The following is a 17,096-nucleotide window of genomic DNA, read 5'->3' as shown; positions in this document are numbered from 1 at the left end:
GAGTTAGTTTTGAATAAACAAAAAATTGTGATCATTGGTGCAGGGATTGTTGGGGCGTGTATGGCCTATCATCTAGCCAAACGAAATCAAGATGTAACTGTTATTGAACGCCACTCAGCCGCGGCGCGTGAAGTCACGGAAAAATCATTTGCCTGGATACATACGACGCATAGAGTGGCTCCTGAATACTGGCATTTGTACGATGCAGCTGTGGAAGAGTATCACACACTTCAGCAAGAGTTGTCCGAACTGAAAATTCATTGGCATGGCGCGCTAACTTGGGACACTCCGCCTCTAAGGGAGCAACACTTTCAAAAATTAAACCGGGAGCAGCTTGAGGCATTGGAGCCCAATCTGAAGGAATATCCGGATGAAGCCATGTTTGTCAGCGAAGAAGGTGCGGTGGACCCTATAGCGGTAACGGAGCTGTTGTTGAGCAAAGCGCAAGAGTACGGAGCAAAGATTCAGTTCGACACCAACGTTACACAGCTGAAGCAAGAGGGTTCCCGTCTGGTTGGTGTTCATACGTCCAAGGGTTTTGTGGAGTCGGATGTTGTGGTATTGGCCGCAGGAACAGGTACACCCGAACTTTGTAACCCGTTAGGTTGTCACGTGCCGGTAACTTCGTCACCTTCAATTCTGATTCGGATGAAAACTGCTAATAAACGGATACACACATTAATCTCCAATGCGCAATTTGAAGCGCGTCAACTGACAGATTATACGCTGCTGGCTGCGGAAGATTATATCGACGAGTCGGAGGAAAACGGACCACAGGCGGTCGGTAAGCGAGCATACGACACATTGCGTCGCAGTCTCAAGCACGGAAAACAACTGGAACTGGAAAGCATAAAGGTTGGATGGAGACCCATGCCTGAAGACGGTTATCCGATTGTGGGCTTCCATGATCACATGAATGGACTTTATCTGACGGTAATGCATTCTGCAATTACGCTGGCGCCGCTGATTGCGAATCTGGCTGCAAGTGAAATTATCGATGGCAAATCAAGAAATGAATTAGACCCTTGTCGCCTCTCCCGGTTTTAGGATCACTACACAACGAAAAGTACATCGCTCAAGTGGCGATGTCCTTTTCGTTGTGGATATTTGTTGGAGTCTTCTATACTTCCCCAGTGGCCACCGGATTCTCCTCATAACTGTATTCGCAGCCGCTGGCGATTGGCAATTGCATGCTAGTTATTCATCTACCTGTGTGAATCTCGCTAGCGGATTTGGCACCTTGACTTTCAAGCCACGGGATCAGTTCGGATGAAAAATTACGTTTTGCTGTATCCAGTGGAGTCATTCCATCCCAGCTGGCTATCCAGTTCAGTTCGGCGCCGTGGTCAAGCAGGTATTCGGCTGTTTCTCTTTGACCTCCATGGCAAGCACACCAGAAGGCAACGGTTACTGCATCGGGAGGAGAAGGGGAGGTGCTTGTTCCCCAAGGATAACGTTCCGGGAGTTGGGCTCCTTTAAAATGTTCTTGTATGGCGTGAATATCTCCAAGGGCGGCCGCATGCCAAAGGGCAAAGATCGCGCCGCGCTCAACCAATCGCCGTGCTGTATCCCATTGTGCAAAAGCAATAGCATCATCCAGCGGCGTGCCACCGGCGATCACCGCGCCAGGCGCTTCAATGTCTGCTCCAGCATCAAGAAGGGCATCGAGCACTTGTACATCATTGGAGCTTGCAGCCCAATGCAAAGGTGTCTCGATGTTTGGACCGACAAAGGGAGCATTCACTTCCGCACCGAACTTGGTCAACACTCGCACGGTATCCGCTCCATTAGGGAAGTGCCCCGGCCAATCCGTCACCACGTGCAGCAGCGTTCGAGAGATACTAGAATCTGAATCTACGTCTTCAGGCTTTCTTTCCAATATTCTTATCTTTGCCAATCCCGGATTCTCTGCCAGCAGTTGCTCTAACGTTGGAATATTTCCAGTGTGAATGGCTTGAATAACGCTCACTGCAAGTTTTTCATCTTCGTAAATAAATTCCATGCGCCAATCTCCTTCCAGGCTTATATCCATATTCATGAAAGCATTTGAACTGCACATCTGGCATGATACTCTGCAAGCCCCCTAGCGAATTGCTGATCGGGGAATTGTCTGTGAAGCAGTTTCAGTCCTCCTGATATCAAGGACAAGTGATGGCAAAATCGATAAAATGTCATCCGCTCCGGGTCGAGATCGTTATTTTTTAAGTAATGATAGAAGTCTCCAAATCGAAACTCCAGAAAGCTATGCTCATGTTCGAGATCGAAGAATCCTGCACCCTCAATATCAATAAGGCATGGTTGCATAGCATGATCTATCCATATATGATCCGGACCTAACTCTCCATGAATGAAACTATAGAGATCTCTAGGTTGAATTGCTGCTTCCAATTCGTAAAGTTTCTCAAGCAACCTTTCGTCATTTTTCCTTATATCTGTCATGTGTTTGGATGCATAAGATAAGGCTGTTTCGGCATCTAACCGCTGAACTTGGTAGCAAGGCCCAGCCTTTTTGCTGTTATCGTTGGCGTTTCCATAAACGTTTCTTTGGATTCCATGCATATTAGACAACATATCCCTGATCCGTTGAAACAACTCATCCCGATCTTTGTGATTTTTATGCTGGAAATACGCTTCGGCTTTCTGTCCATCCACATACTCAACAAGAGCAAAATCATAAGAGTGCCGGTCTCTATCGTTATTTAGATCATACAAGATTGGTGTTCGAATTCCATGTTGAGCGAGAAAGCGAGTATTCAAAGAGAAAAGTTCGCTGCCATAGGAACTGTGGAAAGTGGGTTCATTCAAGATCTCTTCCTGAAAATAGTTGCTGGAAATATCCCAAACGTACAGCATACAAGTGAAACCATTCGTGCAGTCAATTTTGTAAATGACTTTTTGTGCGCCTCCATGTATTCTTGCGCTCTGCGTTATGAGGTAACTGGCACCAAATACATGTTGCACATAATCCTGTAATTCTTCACGAGTAAGATGGTTGTTGGACATCATCGACTTAAGCTCCGTTTCAACTGTATTTTGCCGGCCAGCAACCTAAATATATAGAATATTTTCCCGAAAATATAGACTGTTTCTTTTTGATCTGTTAAAGTGTTGATTAAGGTCTGTATATTCATATGTATATTAAAGAAAGGGGTCGGGTACTCACGTTAGTGGGTGATCCGGCCCCTATTTTGCATGCAAGTTGACTCTCTATTGACTAATATATGACCAATGATTTTAAGGAGCTGGAAAGCCATCTTACATTTCAATGAACATCTTTTATTATGGAACAAGGCATCTATTAAAATAATGGATATTCGCCATATAACTATGCAAATGAAGGAGGGACTTCACTCCTATCGATTCCCTGCGAGCTGTTTCTTATACACTGTGCGTGGCAATGCTGTTATGCAGTTGGATGGAAAAGATCATCAGGTCTCACGATTCCATGTTTTGCATGGTGGGAAGGGCTGTTGCCTGAACATTTTGCCTGTTGAAGAGTTCCTTGAATATTATATGATTTATTACAAAGCCATCATTCCGCTACCTGAGCGTCAGGATATTTTGGCTTTGATGGAGCACCGTAATCCCTTCAAGCTTCAATACGGCTTTGCACCTGATCAGCCTGTTTCCTTGTTAAGCAAAGTACAATACATGATGACAGCTTGGGAAGAGCAAGAGGCACTGGAACAGTTCCATGTAAAGTCATTATTTTATCAATTTGTATACGAGTTGTTATGGCAGATCCACAATGGGCGCGTGCCAACAATAAAGCCAGACCTGGTTGCCCAAATGAAATATTATATGCAGGAACACTATGCTGAACCCATTACAATGGACTTGTTAGCAGAGCTTATGGACAGCAGTCCACGTCATTTATCAAGGCTATTCAAAAGCCAGACTGGTTATAGTCCGATTGATTTTGTCATTCAAATCCGGATGAACAAAGCGAAGGAACTGCTGCTTGCTACAGATGCTACTTTACAGGAAATTGCCAAGGCTGTTGGTTATCCGTATGGTTATTATCTTGCTAAAATATTTAAAAAATATATGGGGATTGCACCTATTCGTTATCGTAAGCAGCATGAAAGTCCTAATGTACCATCGACTGTGGCACGATTAGGCATTGTACAGGATCTAACTTCCTTATATATTGATAATGATTATCATAATCAGCATATATTTGAGGAGGAATTATTGATGTACAGAAGTAGAAAGACACCCTTGGCTATCACATTATTACTTTGTTTAAGCCTATTGCTTAGTGCTTGTTCAACTGGTGGGGCAGGAAGTCCTGCAGCCAATGAAGGTTCTCAGAAGCCAACGAATCAGGTATCGGCCAACAACGCTAACCATACAGATACACAATCTCAAATGAAGACCGTAACCACCTTAAAAGGGGATATTGAAGTACCGGTTAATCCACAACGAGTAGTTGTCCTGTATTTAATGGGTGATTTGCTTGCTTTAGGCGTAAATCCTGTGGGGATCTCTTCTGTAGAAGAAGGAGCGGCTTTTGCGAGTGAACTGGAAGGTGCCACCTCATTAGGAGCATTTAATCCGGACGCGGAAGCAGTAACTGCGCTTAATCCCGATCTCATTATTGTTACCAATGAAGAAATATATGAAGGACTTAAAATAATTGCCCCTACAGTATATATTCCTTATGACCTGCCAGTAGAAGAACGTATGAATTTGCTTGGAGAAATTCTGGGTAAAGAGGGACAAGCTCAGGAGATGTTAGATAACCTTCATAAAAAGGTTGAGCAAAGCAAGGAAAAACTTGAGCAAGCAGGTATTTTGGATAAAACCGTCACAATTATGGAAAGTAACAAAGGTTCCATGGCTGTAATGACAGGCTTGGGTTATGGCCGGGGGTCGCAGATTATTTATCAATATTTAGGGATGAAAGCACCTGAAGTCTTGCAACGTGAAATTGAAAACGCAAGAAACGATGCGACAAGCAAGGATGTTTCTTATGAAGTATTACCTGAATACGTGGGTGATTATATATTCCGTTCTTCCTTTGAAGGAATGGTTGATCTGTCAGACAATTCAATTTGGAATAACATCGCCGCAGTCAAAGAAGGACGTCTGATTGATATGAGCTTTGGTTTATTTTTCTACAATGATATTTATTCGTTAGACAAACAGCTTGATTTTATTGTGGATAACTTGCTTAAAACCGCGGAGTAATTGGAGGGGCCGCTTAACCTGTATAATTGATTGAAAGGCACTTTATTTGGAAAGGAGACATCATTCTTTTGAACTATTATTTTCTGGAATCTCAATATCCACGTAGAGGGTTTATTAGTGGCGGAACAACTTTCACTCCCCAATTAGATATGAATTATTTGGCGATAGAGAATCCGTTGCCTGAGGGGACAACGGCAGAGGTTGAGTTAGTGCCTACGGTGCGTAACCTGAACGTAGATTATTTTGAGACGATCACAGGAACGAGACACGTATCAGATCGTTTTAAAACGCTGTTGGAGGAAACGAAAACAAACACACAGTTTATTCCGACAACGGTCTGTTACCACGATGGTCGTGCGGTTGAAAAAACCTATTGGACTGCACATCAGCTTGATCGTTTGGATATTTTTGATTATGAATGTTCGGAATATGGGCGCAAAGCGGTCATTGCTGCATCTGTACAACAACCTCCACGTAAGATCGTCAAAGTTGTATCTCAAATCTGCCTTCATGAAGAGCGAATTGGCGAGCATGAATTTTTTATGCTGGATTATATAAATATCTTCAAACCCATTGTTTCAAAAGATTTTTACGAAGTATGCCGAAAACATAGGCTGAATCTGAACGTTACAGAGGTCGGAAATGTAAGCATCTAAAATGCTACATGGATATAATGGAAGCACAAAGAAGCCCACGCAAAACGTGGGCTCTTTAGTCTTTATTTTTCCCCGGTAGCCACCGGACTTTCTTGTGTATTTTGCTAGGCGCGGGTCAGCTGGCTTAGCTCCCTGATCTATGCATCAAGTTTTCCTTTAACGTATAATCCAATTGATATAGTCTTGTATCATTTCTTTGCTTCGTGTTCTATTTATCTTATCCGGCTCTAGATACAAATTGAGAGCCATCCCATTCATAAAGGCATACAGTTTTTCTTGTTCCTTCTCTTCATCGGTTGTACGCAGAAGACCTTCATTTTTCAAGTACATGATGCAGTTCTTGATTGCGTTTTGCAGGTCCTCATAATTGGCGTCGAACCCTTTTTGCGTTTTTCCATAGCTTACAAATGCAAACCAAACCTCCATTTCCAATAATGTTTGTTCATCCGTCGGGACTAGTTCGAGCAAGTATTCAACAATTCTTTCTTGAGGCGCCAGTTCTCTTGCATTCAGATTTTTTATTCGAGTAAGTACCTTTTCCTTAACTAACTCAATTGCAAACGCTAATAGACTCTCTTGTTTTGAAAAGTAATGTCTTAAAGCGCCTTGTGATAATCCGGCCTCCTTCGCAATCGTTCTTGACGTTGCATGATGAATGCCTTTCTCACTAATGATTTTCCAAGTAGCTTCAGCGATAATATTCTTCATCTTCTCATGGTCCACGATTTTTGGCATACACACAGAATATCATATTATTTAACTCAACTGAAATAAATAGACGATGAAGAAGGGATGTGCTAGAATTTATTTAACTCAACTGAATTAAAAAAAGAATGGGGCAAACGCAACATGCCACTCAAAGGAGTGCAATTGGAATGAATCAGCAATTCAAAGTAATGCTTCCAGCATGGGGAAAGGCAATCGGCTTATTATGTATGATCATTATATTTGCTGCTGTATTGTGGTTAGTGTGGACCGGAAATTTGAATATAAGGTACACGGCTGATCATGAGGAAGTGATTCCAATATGGCATAGTATGTTACCGGCATTCCTTGGTATTTTTCTAATCGATATGATTCCTTATCAAAGTCATGATTCCTCAATTTTCCAACAAATGGAGAAACAGCACTTGGTCGTTCAATCGATTGTATTATTGCTGTCAGGCGTTTTATTTACGGTTTCTCTGATAACGATAGACCAGCAAGGATTACATTTCCAGCTATATTATTTGGCGTTCAAGTTAACGACATTATTGTTCATCCCGTTGATTTTATTGCTGATTTATCGCAAAATGACTGCCGGGCAACAAGACATTATATCGGCAAAGCCTCGCTCTCGCGGACACGTCATTGCACCACTGATCGTTATTGTGGTCTGGGGTTATCTAAAGTTTTATTCCCCAATTGCACAACCAGAAGGAGCAATCGTAGCAACCGATATGACAGAATTACTACTCTTGGTGTTGATTGGTTTTATGATCAATAGCGTATTGGAGGAAGTTTTTTATCGGGTATGGCTACAAACCCGATTGGAGGCGTTGCTTGGAAGATGGCCCGCCATACTACTAGTTTCAATACTATGGTCCATTTGGCATGTTGCCATTCAAGGAAATGGTCATTGGGATATTGATGTGGCAACAGTAATTGCAAATCATGGGGTTACAGGTCTGTTTCTTGGTTATTTATGGGCCCGCTATCGTAAAATATGGGTGATTATCTTGATACATGGACTCATGAATGCTTCTCCTCATTTTCTTTTGCAGATCCTGTTTCATTGAGCGAGAAAGGATTTGGTTGGATGAGTCTTCCCATGAAACATGCCTCTATCTCTCCCATATTCCCGAGTGACGCTCAGGCACTAGAAAATACACCGCCCCAGGCATCAGCCTGCATGGCGGTGTATTTGTTTTTGAGATCCTGCAGACTTGTGATCCGTACCTACTCTTCCCCGATAGCCACCGGATTTTCCTCATAACTAACAGTCAATACAGCTTCTGGAATACAACTTCACGTTTGAGCATCCCGCTTTTTCCAGTGCAATCACGTGCAGACAGGTATTAAGCCTGAACCGGAGTGTAGTAGTATTCCTGTAGCCCTTCATAAACATCAAAGACATACATAGTTTTCCTGTAACTTAATTTCGTTTGTTCAAATCTCTGAAGGAGAATCCTCAAGTTACTAGAAGTATTTTAGTTTTACATGTCTTTCATATGATAAGTATATTGACACGTTTTTTCTGTTTATAAGTTCATTCTTGATATTTAGCCCTATGATGTTATGTTTGTTAACAAAAAAATATTGTTGTAAATGTATTTATATGTTAGTGTTTATTTGTGTTAGAAAATATTACATAGTATAGAGGGGGAGCATAATGTTTATTAACCGAACGATTAGGAAATTTGGAGTTTCAGTAGGGATTATAAGTATGTTTACATTTGCTCTACCTTCAGTGGGTTTTAGTATGCCACTGCAACCAACAACCCTTGATAAGGTAGAAGGTAATTATTATGTAACGTCTGCGATTGAGAACATTCGCTGGGGATCACTGCCTAATCGAGACAGCTCTCCGATTCTTACTGTACCATCAGGAAGTGCTGTAACATTTGATACAGTATCGCATGAGGGACTGATAGAGGATCAAGGGAGAAATCCAGTGGAGTACTTCGGCAAATTCGGGATATCCCCCGATGGAGTGTTGGATGATGCGAAGGTGATTGCGGCTTCTGAGATTAAGCATGATTATGTAAAAGACGGACCTCATATTATCACTGGGCCAGTAGCGGTTGAGGGAGCGGAGCCGGGAGATGTTCTTAAAGTAGAAGTCCTTTCGTTGCAAACTCGAGTTCCATATGGTGTCATTTCTAACCGCCATGGTAAAGGTGCCCTTCCTAACGAATTTCCAGAAAATACAGGCCCACAAGAGGGAGCTAGCGCAACAAAACCAGAATTATATAATAATGTATCTATATTTACGCCTATTGAAGAAATCAACGGCAATTGGTATGGAGTATTACCAACAAAAGCTGGCAAAAATGTACGTTTCCCAATTAACCCGTTTCTAGGTGTTATGGGGGTTGCACCAAATACCAGTGAAGTTGTGAGTTCTATCCCACCTATTGAAACAGGAGGCAATATGGATATTAATGAGTTGGGTGTTGGTGCAACTATTTATTATCCGATTCAAGTTAAAGGTGGGCTATTCTATACTGGAGATCCACACTTTGCTCAAGGAGATGGAGAAGTAGCGTTAACTGCATTGGAAGCTTCCTTAAGGGGGACAGTTCGGTTAACGGTGTTAAAGAAAGGTGATCCATCACTACCACACAGCGGAGAATTCACGCAACCCTTTGCTGAAACCGAGGATTATTGGATTCCAATTGGACTGGACCCTGATTTGGATGAAGCCATGAAAGAATCCGTACGTGAATCGATTCAATTCTTATCCGATAAGCTTGATATGGATAGAGGTGTAGCTTATGCTTACCTATCGGCGGCAACGGATTATGAAGTATCTCAGGTGGTAGACCGAACGAAAGGGGTTCATGGACTCATTCGAAAGACCGATTTCCTCGAATATGTTGACGTTGCAATGAATGTAGGGGGGACGACAATCAAACCGGTTGTTCATAACAATGAGTTCTACGTACCGATTCGAACCATTTCCGAGCTATTGGGTGGTACAGTAGTGTGGGATAATAAGACGCGTACAACGCAAATCAAATTAGGCACGAAAAATATAAGTGCTCAAATTGGTTCAGATGTGTATTCAATTAACGATAAACTAGTGTTCAATAGTAACGTACCAAAGCTTTTAAATGGCGAAACCGTAGTTCCGGTTTCTGTTATTAATGAAATACTAGGTGCTTATGTCAACTGGACGACGATCGACAAGACGTTAACAGCTAATGTATCGTTGAGTAAAAAGCAATAATAGATTTCATTATTCAACCGTGGTGGACAGATGTCCATCGCGGTTTTTTCCATTATCATGAATCAAAAAAAGATGCCACTTGAGGTCTACTTCTGTGTGCTTGTAAATACTTACTGGGTTGTGTTGTTGAATCGATGTTGACTCCGAACATAGAAAAATACATCGCCGGGGCAGATAAGCCACCTAGCGATGTATTCAACATCGATACACTGTTATACGTCTTTGTGCGATTCCGCATCGCCTATAGCCACCGGATTTTCTTCATAACTAATCCAGTCGCTCCAGCTTCCGGAATACAATTTCACATTCGAGAATCCCGCTTCTTCCAGTGCAATCACGTTTGGGCAAGCTGATACGCCGGAGCCGCAATACACGATAATCGCACCATCCTTGTCCAGCTTACTGAAACGCTCTTCTAACACCCCAGTATCTGTCCAACGTCCATCCCAATCCAACACATCTTTCCAAAAATAATTCACCGCACCCGGAATATGCCCAGCCTTGGCATCAATCGGTTCCTCCAGACCCGCATAACGGCGAGCATCACGGGAGTCGATTAACACGGAGCTGCCACTTGTCGAAGCCTGCTGAACATCCTCAACACTTGCCAGCATAGCTGGCTGTACGTTCACATCAAAGGAAGACGGGATCTGAACCGGCACATCCGTAGTCACCGGAAATTTGGCGTTTTTCCAAGCGGAGAAACCTTCGTCCATGATATACACTTGTTCATGACCGATATAGCGAAGCAGCCACCATAGCCGAGATGCATTCATCCCGCCTTGATCGTCATAAGCAACAATACGACTATTGGAGCCGATGCCAGCTTTGGACAGACGACTTGCGAGCACAGCCGGATCAGGAAGCGGGTGACGTCCTCCGTGCGCAGACACAGGAGAAGACAGATCTTTTTCCAAATCGAGATAGACAGCTCCTGGAATATGTCCAGCTTCATAGGCTTGTCTTCCAGCCTCCGGCTGACCGAGCAAGAATCTGCAATCTGCAATAACTACATCCGGTTCATACATTCTGGCGAGCAGCCAGCGCATGGATACAATATTTTTCATCAAAATACACCGCCTTATGAGAGTGGTAGAGTCGTTTATAACTATGCATTACGTATGAATACGTTATACCGTAGTAGGTTCAACAGGCCCTTTGCCAGCGATAGGAGCATCAGCAGGAATGGGTTGAGGTTTGGTTTTGCCATATCGAATGAAGATCCATACCCCGAATATAATGACGACCCCGGCAGACATCTGTAATGCACTGAGGGATTCGCCGAGCAGCATCCAGGCCAGTAATGAAGAGAATACGGGTTCCCCAAGTACGCCCATGGATACCGTCGTGGCATTCATATATTGAAGCAGCCAGTTGAAGAGATAATGTCCAAAGATCGTTGGCACAATGGCGAGCAGCAGGAAGATTCCCCACTCTGACGCAGCGTAACCTCCGAACGGATGGCCCATGATCAGATTATATACCGCCAGCGTGCAAGCAGCTACGAAGAACACCCAGAAGTTATACGAAAATGCACTAAGTCCCGCTCGCAAAAATTGACCCAGCAGCATATGAACGGCGACTGCGATTGTGCCAAGTAAAGACAGGACATCACCTTGCAGGGCAGTACCTGCCAACTGGAAATCTCCTGCGCCAATGACGATTGATCCAAGCAGGGCGATGCCCATGCCGATGATCATCATGCGGTTAATTTTGGCTTTGAACAGCCATACCGAACCGGCAAGAATCAGTATTGGCTCCAGCGCGAGAATAACTGTGGAACTGGCAACACTGGTGAGCCGCAGCGAACCCATCCAGAGCAGAAAATGAAGGGCCAGCATCACACCGGATGCAAGCAGCAAGCCCCACTGCCGTAAGCTCAGACGCATCATCTCATGTCTGTATTTCCAGACAAAAGGCAGCATTAGCAGATTGGTCAGAAATAGACGGTACATGGCAATGACCGCAACATCTGCGGTAGACCAGCGTACAAAGATCGAAGAGAAAGAAATGGCGATAATGCCGACAAAGAATAACAGATAGATGGATCTGCCGGCACGGTTCAAGCTTGTCATGGGTGTAGCTCCTTCTTGAAGTCTGATAGCGTAAATCACTTCATTATACAGGAGAAGACAACCGCAGGAAAGATAAAGAGAACGAAGAGATAAGTAGATTGTAACCGGGCTTGTAACTATTCTGTCATTCTCCCGATCCATTTTTCTATTAATCTTCTATATAGAGACATGAAACGAGATAATATACCAATAATCGGGAAAAAATGAAAGTAAGGAAGTGGCATGACAGTGAGAGTTCAACAAGAGAGAGCGGGAGAGCGTGGCAGTATTCCGCCTAGCACAAGTCGCACGAAAACACATAAACGAAGAAAAATCCGGTATGGAAGGGTAATCATAGCTCTAATGCTCTTGGTACTGTTCGTTACCGGTATTACATATGTATTCTTTGGCATGACGCATTGGATCAAAAGCGTTGTGGCGCCGCCTCCGATTACTGTAATCGAACAGCCGGCCAAGCTCGGCATGATACAAGTTACTCCGGATGCGAAGGAGGAGCCGGCACGGTTCCAGGGCCAGGTTCGCAAATTGGCATACATAACGTTTGATGATGGGCCAACTGAATATACAGAACAACTGCTGGATATATTGAAGCAGCATGAGGCGAAGGCTACCTTTTTTATGATCGGACGTCAGTTGAATCAGCATCCAGAAGCAGTGAAACGGCTGTTGAAAGAAGGCAGTTATCCTGGACTCCACAGCATGACGCATAACTATAAAAAGCTGTATAAGAGCGGCAGTTCTGCAAATTTTGTGAAAGAATTCAAGAAGGAGCAGAAGATGGTGCAGGACCTGATTGGTTTTACGCCTCATCTGATTCGTGCACCTTATGGCAGCAGTCCACAGATCGGTGAAAAGTTCAGAGGGGACATTGCTGCGGCCGGGTTCAAACTGTGGGACTGGACGACAGATTCACTCGATTGGAATCTTCCCGGTCAGCCGGACAAGATTGTGGCCCGGGTGAGCAAAAGTGTACATCGGGATAAGGAAGTGATTCTGATGCATGAGCGGGAGCAGACGGTTCAGGCTTTACCACGCATTCTGAAGTTACTCGAAGATCGGGGTTACGAGTTCGAAGTATACGATCCGGATGCACACTGGGTAGCCAATTTTAGCGGAGATACCCGCTTGTAATATAACAACAAGATGATGCAAGAGAGGAAGGACTTTGGTGCTAACGAGTAAAAAAGTGGCGCTTGCGGCAGTTAGTGTATTGCTAATTCTGCTGGTGAGTGGTTGTGGAGATCCGCAGGAGCCTGCGGCAAATCAGATAAACCAATTGGTGCTCAGCGGTCAGGAGATCGATCAGAGTTTGAAGACGCTGACCAGTCATGAGCAGGAAGATATGAAGTTATACAAGTCTATTTTAGACAAAGGCAAGAACAAAAACAGTGATCTCGAAGCACTGCTGGATCAGGCAGCAGATCATATCCATGAACGAAGAACGTTGTTGAAACAGGCGGAAGAGGCCATGGAACAGACCAACGAGAAGACGGTGGCCTTGCGCAGTTCCCTTAAGGAGCTATCATTTGAAAAAGAAGAAACGTTGGCACAGGCAGAAAAGGTGCTGAATCAATATGGAGCAAGAGCACGTGCATTGGAAAATTTTGTTGCCTCGTATCAGATGAGTCTGAGTGCTGATGAACAGTTGTATGATCTGATGAGAGAAAGTGCAGAACCTAATCTGGTTAAGATTAAGCGAGCCATTCGGGTACGGAATAGCGAATATGCGAAGCTTGCTGAATTCCGAAAGCAATTTAACCTCCAGACCAAAGCGTTTAACGGAGCCAATGCCAAACTGGTACAGATGGATCAGGCCAGCTGAGCAGAGGATCTGAGCAACGATTCAGATATTTTGCATGATTGAGCTGCCTGTCTCCCGTGTAAGTACTAGTATACAGCCAAGCCAATGGATGAGAAGCAACATGGACAAGCATCATTGCGTATAAGCTAACGGAGGTGTTCATATGCGAAAAGGAAATACAATGAAAGTCAGTGCATCACTCCTGGTTTTACTTATGGGATTCTCGCTTGTGGCATGTGGGAACAGTAATCCTGCTGCACAGCCAACAGTGAATAATACGGAAGAACAGTCACCAGCACCGGAGCAACAACCAAATGAAAGTGCTGCAATAGAAGCAGAAGGTATTCTGACTGGATGGGCTGATCCGCATACCGTTGAGATTCGAGTGAATGAGAAGCCGATGTCATTCCAGGTGAGCGAAGATCTGCAGAAGTCTCTGGATGATATCGATGACGAAGATTCCGTTCGTTTCAAATATGTAGAGAAAACGATTGATGCAACAACGAAACAGTTGGTACTTACAGAGATTGCAAAGATTGAATCGAGTGATGACAATAACGGTTCCAATGCAGGCGGTACAGTAACGTCCGATCGTCCGAAGACATCGGAGCTGGAAGTGACGGTAGAAGGAATAACCGAGAAACGTCCAGTGAAATTGGCCCAAGCGAAAGGTTATTCACTTTATGTCTTTGAACCGATGGCTTTTGACGCTGAAGACCATGAATTAACAATGAAGATTGATCCGGATTATGAGGTAGAGATTGAGAAGCTGCCGGCGAATTACAATCTGGATGCACTGAAGATGGATGCCAAGGAAGAGTTGTCCGAGACCGGAGAAGTGAAGCAGTTAACAGCTGAACAACTCAGCAACGGCCCGATGAAGGATGCAAGATTATACATGATGTCCCAGAATGATAAGAAAACAGAGTACTTTATTGTCAAAGAACTGGACGGCAATGGTTTCATTTTCCACATCCAAGCACCTATTGGTGAACCTTCGGAAGGTTTCCTGCCCATGGCATATGCATCCCTCAATTCCATTATGAATGAGTAGAAAATTAAATTAAAAAGATTCCCTAAACAGCGTGTTTCCTTGAGAGAGGAGATGCGCTGTTTTATTAACGTTACTACAATACAGATAGATGTACCGTGCCGTGCCACGCCGTGCATAGACCAATAGCCGGAAGGAGCGATGCTGCTGCATAGGTTCCTCCCGGCTTCTTGGCCGTGCTTCTATTCAGTTTGCAGGATCGAACCCATGCCCTGATCCGTTACTCAGGTTAGTATGGTCGATTCCTTGCGCCCTCTGAGTTCCTGATAACGGGCGATTACATTCTGATGAACGGGATGTTCGTCGGGAATTCCCATGCGTTCACGGATGAAGGCGGAGACGCCATCTTCGCGAATCATGTTTTGTAGCTTCATGGCTTCCTCGTCGCGCTTGTCATTGAACAGCATTGCGGCCGCCATAGCAGAAGTTAAATGAGGAATTTCAATTCCGAATTCACTGGCCTGCATCGCTGGGCGAACAAGCCGATCATGAGGCGAAAGCTTGCGAAGGGGGGAACGTCCGACCCGGGTGACCTGATCCGTCAGGTTGGGATTGGCGAAGCGTTCCAGTATGGTGTCGATATATTTGTTATGCTTCTGAGCGTTGAATCCGTGCTTCTGGATAAGCATCTGACCGGTCTCTTCCATAACATGGCGGACTTTGGCCCGAAGGGTGGAATTACTCATCACCTGGCGGATCGTCTTGAATCCTTCGAGATAGCCGAAGTATGCGGCGGCACAATGGCCTGTATTGACCGTAAACATTTTACGCTCGATATAAGGTTCAAGCGAATCCACATAGTGGACGCCATCTATTTTCTTAAATCCATCCAGAAGTGCTGGACGATGAACGACCCATTCGTAAAAAGGTTCAACAGTGACCTGCAGCGGGTCTTTGTGGTTTTGAGCCGGAACAATCCGGTCCACAGCTGCATTGGGGAAAGAAACATAACGTTCGGCTTTTTTGCGAGTTTGTTCATCCAGAAACGGATAGATGCGTTTCTTCAACCTGGTGCTACCACCGATGGCATTTTCGCAAGCGATAATATGCAGTGGAGCCTGATTATTGTTTTTCATGCGAAGTTGAATGCCTTTGGCGATCGGTTCGGCGATATCTCCGAGTGCAGATACACCCACCGCGGTTGTGATCACATCGGCTGAAGCGATCTCTTCAGCAACCAGATTCTGCTCATTCACATTAATAGCCGTCACGTTGTTGACAATCGTAGTGTCCTGATCTCTATTGGCAAGTGTAATCGGATATTCCTGTCTCTCTTGAAGCATGGAGATTTTCTTCGGGTTACGTGCGACAAAGCAGACTTCGTAGTCGGAAGCGGACAACATATGACCGATAAAACCGCGGCCTATATTGCCCGCACCAAAATGTACAGCTTTCATGTGTGAACTCCCCCTTTAAGGATTAAATCGCGAAATTCGTGCAGACCTTAGACGGTAGTGACGAGTGGCTTCGAAATCAAATCGTTAAATGTAAGGTCAGTCAAGCAAGACAGCCGTTGGTGAGGCATATCGAATTCCAGTGTTCCTGTGATGGTATTCGATATGACTACGCAGTGCATACCAGCCGCAGCAGCTGCACGCGCGCCGTTAGGTGAATCCTCAATCGCTACGGCTTCGTCTGCAGTTACTCCAAGGGCTTCAAGTGCTTGAGTATAGAGTTCCGGGTCAGGCTTCACATTTGCAACATCATCTGCCGTACGAATGACTTCAAAATAATCTTTCAGTTTCAGTTGTTCCAGATGTTGTTCAACCCACTCCCGTTTGGAGCTGGATGCTACAGCGAGTTTCAGTCCGGCTTCACGTGCTTGTTCAAGATATTCCTGAATACCAGGACGCACCTTTTCTTTGTTCATCAATGCAGCGTGCTGCAACTGAACGGATTCCCTGAACTCTTCCCGATCGATCGGAAGATTCAAATCTGTGATGAGGTACTCATATGGATTAAATGTTTTCAGACTGGTACCGATGCATTGTGAATACATCTCCAGGGTTAAATCTACGCCGTGTTCCTTGTAAGCATCACGAAAAGCAATATACCATGCTGTCTCTGTATCAATAATCGTTCCGTCGAAATCAAACACCAGTGCCTTAATCATAAATTTGTTCCTCCTGTTTCAGAATTAGTTTGGGGATAAAATAAAAAAATGAAAATTTTCTGCAAATTCATTCCCTGTATTCATTAACCTGCGGGATATTAGTTGACGCAATAAACCGAAAATGAATATTAATTTGGGAAAAAATATGCGTTTGAAGCTAATAAAACCGTAACATAGGACAAACCGAAGGGTCAAGCGCGTCATGATTGTTTACATTGAAAATTTTCACGTGTATGATTTGTTTTCAGAAAATGATGAACGTTGCAAACCGTTAAC

15 protein-coding genes are annotated in these 17,096 nt (G+C 44.1%); 8 read left to right on the top strand and 7 right to left on the bottom strand.

Annotated features, from left to right (window positions below; translation table 11 throughout):
• Positions 1 to 9: 9 nt before the first annotated feature.
• Positions 10 to 1,047 carry an FAD-binding oxidoreductase gene (locus MHI48_RS22300; protein ID WP_036615277.1) on the top strand — a complete coding sequence of 346 codons (1,038 nt, stop codon included), beginning with the start codon at positions 10 to 12 and terminating at the stop codon, positions 1,045 to 1,047.
• 154 nt (positions 1,048 to 1,201) lie between these two features.
• Here the strand turns inward: MHI48_RS22300 and MHI48_RS22295 are convergent, their stop codons facing one another.
• Both MHI48_RS22295 and MHI48_RS22290 read right to left on the bottom strand, forming a co-directional pair.
• Entirely contained in the window at positions 1,202 to 1,969 is a 768-nt protein-coding gene (locus MHI48_RS22295; RefSeq protein ID WP_235200830.1) for an ankyrin repeat domain-containing protein, read from the bottom strand.
• Between the two features lie 65 nt (positions 1,970 to 2,034).
• Positions 2,035 to 3,006: a phosphotransferase gene (locus MHI48_RS22290; RefSeq protein WP_081746042.1), complete on the bottom strand. Its 972-nt coding sequence runs from the start codon at positions 3,004 to 3,006 to the stop codon at positions 2,035 to 2,037.
• A 300-nt stretch (positions 3,007 to 3,306) separates the two neighbouring features.
• On the opposite strand from MHI48_RS22290, the gene MHI48_RS22285 reads away from it, so the two are divergent.
• Both MHI48_RS22285 and MHI48_RS22280 read left to right on the top strand, forming a co-directional pair.
• The gene (locus MHI48_RS22285; RefSeq protein WP_256721298.1) at positions 3,307 to 5,193 is read left to right on the top strand and encodes an AraC family transcriptional regulator; all 1,887 of its coding nucleotides are present in this window, start codon (positions 3,307 to 3,309) and stop codon (positions 5,191 to 5,193) included.
• Positions 5,194 to 5,261: 68 nt separating this feature from the next.
• On the top strand, positions 5,262 to 5,849 hold the full coding sequence (locus MHI48_RS22280) for an imm11 family protein (RefSeq protein ID WP_076318810.1): 588 nt from the start codon (positions 5,262 to 5,264) through the stop codon (positions 5,847 to 5,849).
• A gap of 156 nt (positions 5,850 to 6,005) precedes the next feature.
• On the opposite strand, the gene MHI48_RS22275 is transcribed toward MHI48_RS22280, so the two are convergent.
• Positions 6,006 to 6,557: a TetR/AcrR family transcriptional regulator gene (locus MHI48_RS22275; RefSeq protein WP_305955673.1), complete on the bottom strand. Its 552-nt coding sequence runs from the start codon at positions 6,555 to 6,557 to the stop codon at positions 6,006 to 6,008.
• Positions 6,558 to 6,724: 167 nt separating this feature from the next.
• On the opposite strand from MHI48_RS22275, the gene MHI48_RS22270 reads away from it, so the two are divergent.
• A complete protein-coding gene (locus MHI48_RS22270; protein ID WP_076318811.1) occupies positions 6,725 to 7,627 on the top strand; it encodes a CPBP family intramembrane glutamic endopeptidase in 903 nt (300 codons plus the stop codon).
• A 593-nt stretch (positions 7,628 to 8,220) separates the two neighbouring features.
• Entirely contained in the window at positions 8,221 to 9,780 is a 1,560-nt protein-coding gene (locus tag MHI48_RS22265; RefSeq protein WP_083669808.1) for an acetamidase/formamidase family protein, read from the top strand.
• 212 nt (positions 9,781 to 9,992) lie between these two features.
• Here the strand turns inward: MHI48_RS22265 and MHI48_RS22260 are convergent, their stop codons facing one another.
• Together MHI48_RS22260 and MHI48_RS22255 are read right to left on the bottom strand one after the other, a co-directional pair.
• Positions 9,993 to 10,847, bottom strand: coding sequence for a sulfurtransferase (locus MHI48_RS22260; RefSeq protein WP_076318812.1), 855 nt, complete (start codon positions 10,845 to 10,847; stop codon positions 9,993 to 9,995).
• A gap of 63 nt (positions 10,848 to 10,910) precedes the next feature.
• Positions 10,911 to 11,855 carry a DMT family transporter gene (locus tag MHI48_RS22255; RefSeq protein ID WP_076318813.1) on the bottom strand — a complete coding sequence of 315 codons (945 nt, stop codon included), beginning with the start codon at positions 11,853 to 11,855 and terminating at the stop codon, positions 10,911 to 10,913.
• A 228-nt stretch (positions 11,856 to 12,083) separates the two neighbouring features.
• On the opposite strand from MHI48_RS22255, the gene MHI48_RS22250 reads away from it, so the two are divergent.
• The 3 genes from MHI48_RS22250 (at position 12,084) to MHI48_RS22240 (ending at position 14,710) form a co-directional block, all read left to right on the top strand.
• Positions 12,084 to 12,986 carry a polysaccharide deacetylase family protein gene (locus MHI48_RS22250; protein ID WP_256721299.1) on the top strand — a complete coding sequence of 301 codons (903 nt, stop codon included), beginning with the start codon at positions 12,084 to 12,086 and terminating at the stop codon, positions 12,984 to 12,986.
• 37 nt (positions 12,987 to 13,023) lie between these two features.
• On the top strand, positions 13,024 to 13,677 hold the full coding sequence (locus MHI48_RS22245; protein ID WP_405141771.1) for a YkyA family protein: 654 nt from the start codon (positions 13,024 to 13,026) through the stop codon (positions 13,675 to 13,677).
• Positions 13,678 to 13,819: 142 nt separating this feature from the next.
• Positions 13,820 to 14,710 carry a hypothetical protein gene (locus tag MHI48_RS22240; protein WP_076318816.1) on the top strand — a complete coding sequence of 297 codons (891 nt, stop codon included), beginning with the start codon at positions 13,820 to 13,822 and terminating at the stop codon, positions 14,708 to 14,710.
• A gap of 221 nt (positions 14,711 to 14,931) precedes the next feature.
• On the opposite strand, the gene MHI48_RS22235 is transcribed toward MHI48_RS22240, so the two are convergent.
• Positions 14,932 to 16,104, bottom strand: a complete 1,173-nt coding sequence (locus tag MHI48_RS22235) for a mannitol-1-phosphate 5-dehydrogenase (RefSeq protein ID WP_076318817.1) — start codon at positions 16,102 to 16,104, stop codon at positions 14,932 to 14,934.
• 47 nt (positions 16,105 to 16,151) lie between these two features.
• Positions 16,152 to 16,820, bottom strand: a complete 669-nt coding sequence (locus tag MHI48_RS22230) for an HAD family phosphatase (protein ID WP_036615249.1) — start codon at positions 16,818 to 16,820, stop codon at positions 16,152 to 16,154.
• Positions 16,821 to 17,096: the final 276 nt, after the last annotated feature.

Origin of the sequence: Paenibacillus sp. FSL H7-0942 (assembly GCF_045040715.1) — a bacterium.
Classification (GTDB): domain Bacteria; phylum Bacillota; class Bacilli; order Paenibacillales; family Paenibacillaceae; genus Paenibacillus; species Paenibacillus amylolyticus.
Note: the sequence above shows the minus strand (reverse complement) of the source record. Positions and strands in the feature narration are given on the sequence as shown.

Excerpts from the sequence above, each read along its gene's own strand:
- MHI48_RS22290 (WP_081746042.1), bottom strand. The coding sequence starts at position 3,006 with ATGATGTCCAACAACCATCTTACTCGTGAAGAATTACAGGATTATGTG.
- MHI48_RS22285 (WP_256721298.1), top strand. The coding sequence starts at position 3,307 with ATGGATATTCGCCATATAACTATGCAAATGAAGGAGGGACTTCACTCC.
- MHI48_RS22275 (WP_305955673.1), bottom strand. The coding sequence starts at position 6,557 with ATGAAGAATATTATCGCTGAAGCTACTTGGAAAATCATTAGTGAGAAA.
- MHI48_RS22270 (WP_076318811.1), top strand. The coding sequence starts at position 6,725 with ATGAATCAGCAATTCAAAGTAATGCTTCCAGCATGGGGAAAGGCAATC.
- MHI48_RS22265 (WP_083669808.1), top strand. The coding sequence starts at position 8,221 with ATGTTTATTAACCGAACGATTAGGAAATTTGGAGTTTCAGTAGGGATT.
- MHI48_RS22260 (WP_076318812.1), bottom strand. The coding sequence starts at position 10,847 with ATGAAAAATATTGTATCCATGCGCTGGCTGCTCGCCAGAATGTATGAA.
- MHI48_RS22255 (WP_076318813.1), bottom strand. The coding sequence starts at position 11,855 with ATGACAAGCTTGAACCGTGCCGGCAGATCCATCTATCTGTTATTCTTT.
- MHI48_RS22240 (WP_076318816.1), top strand. The coding sequence starts at position 13,820 with ATGCGAAAAGGAAATACAATGAAAGTCAGTGCATCACTCCTGGTTTTA.
- MHI48_RS22235 (WP_076318817.1), bottom strand. The coding sequence starts at position 16,104 with ATGAAAGCTGTACATTTTGGTGCGGGCAATATAGGCCGCGGTTTTATC.
- MHI48_RS22230 (WP_036615249.1), bottom strand. The coding sequence starts at position 16,820 with ATGATTAAGGCACTGGTGTTTGATTTCGACGGAACGATTATTGATACA.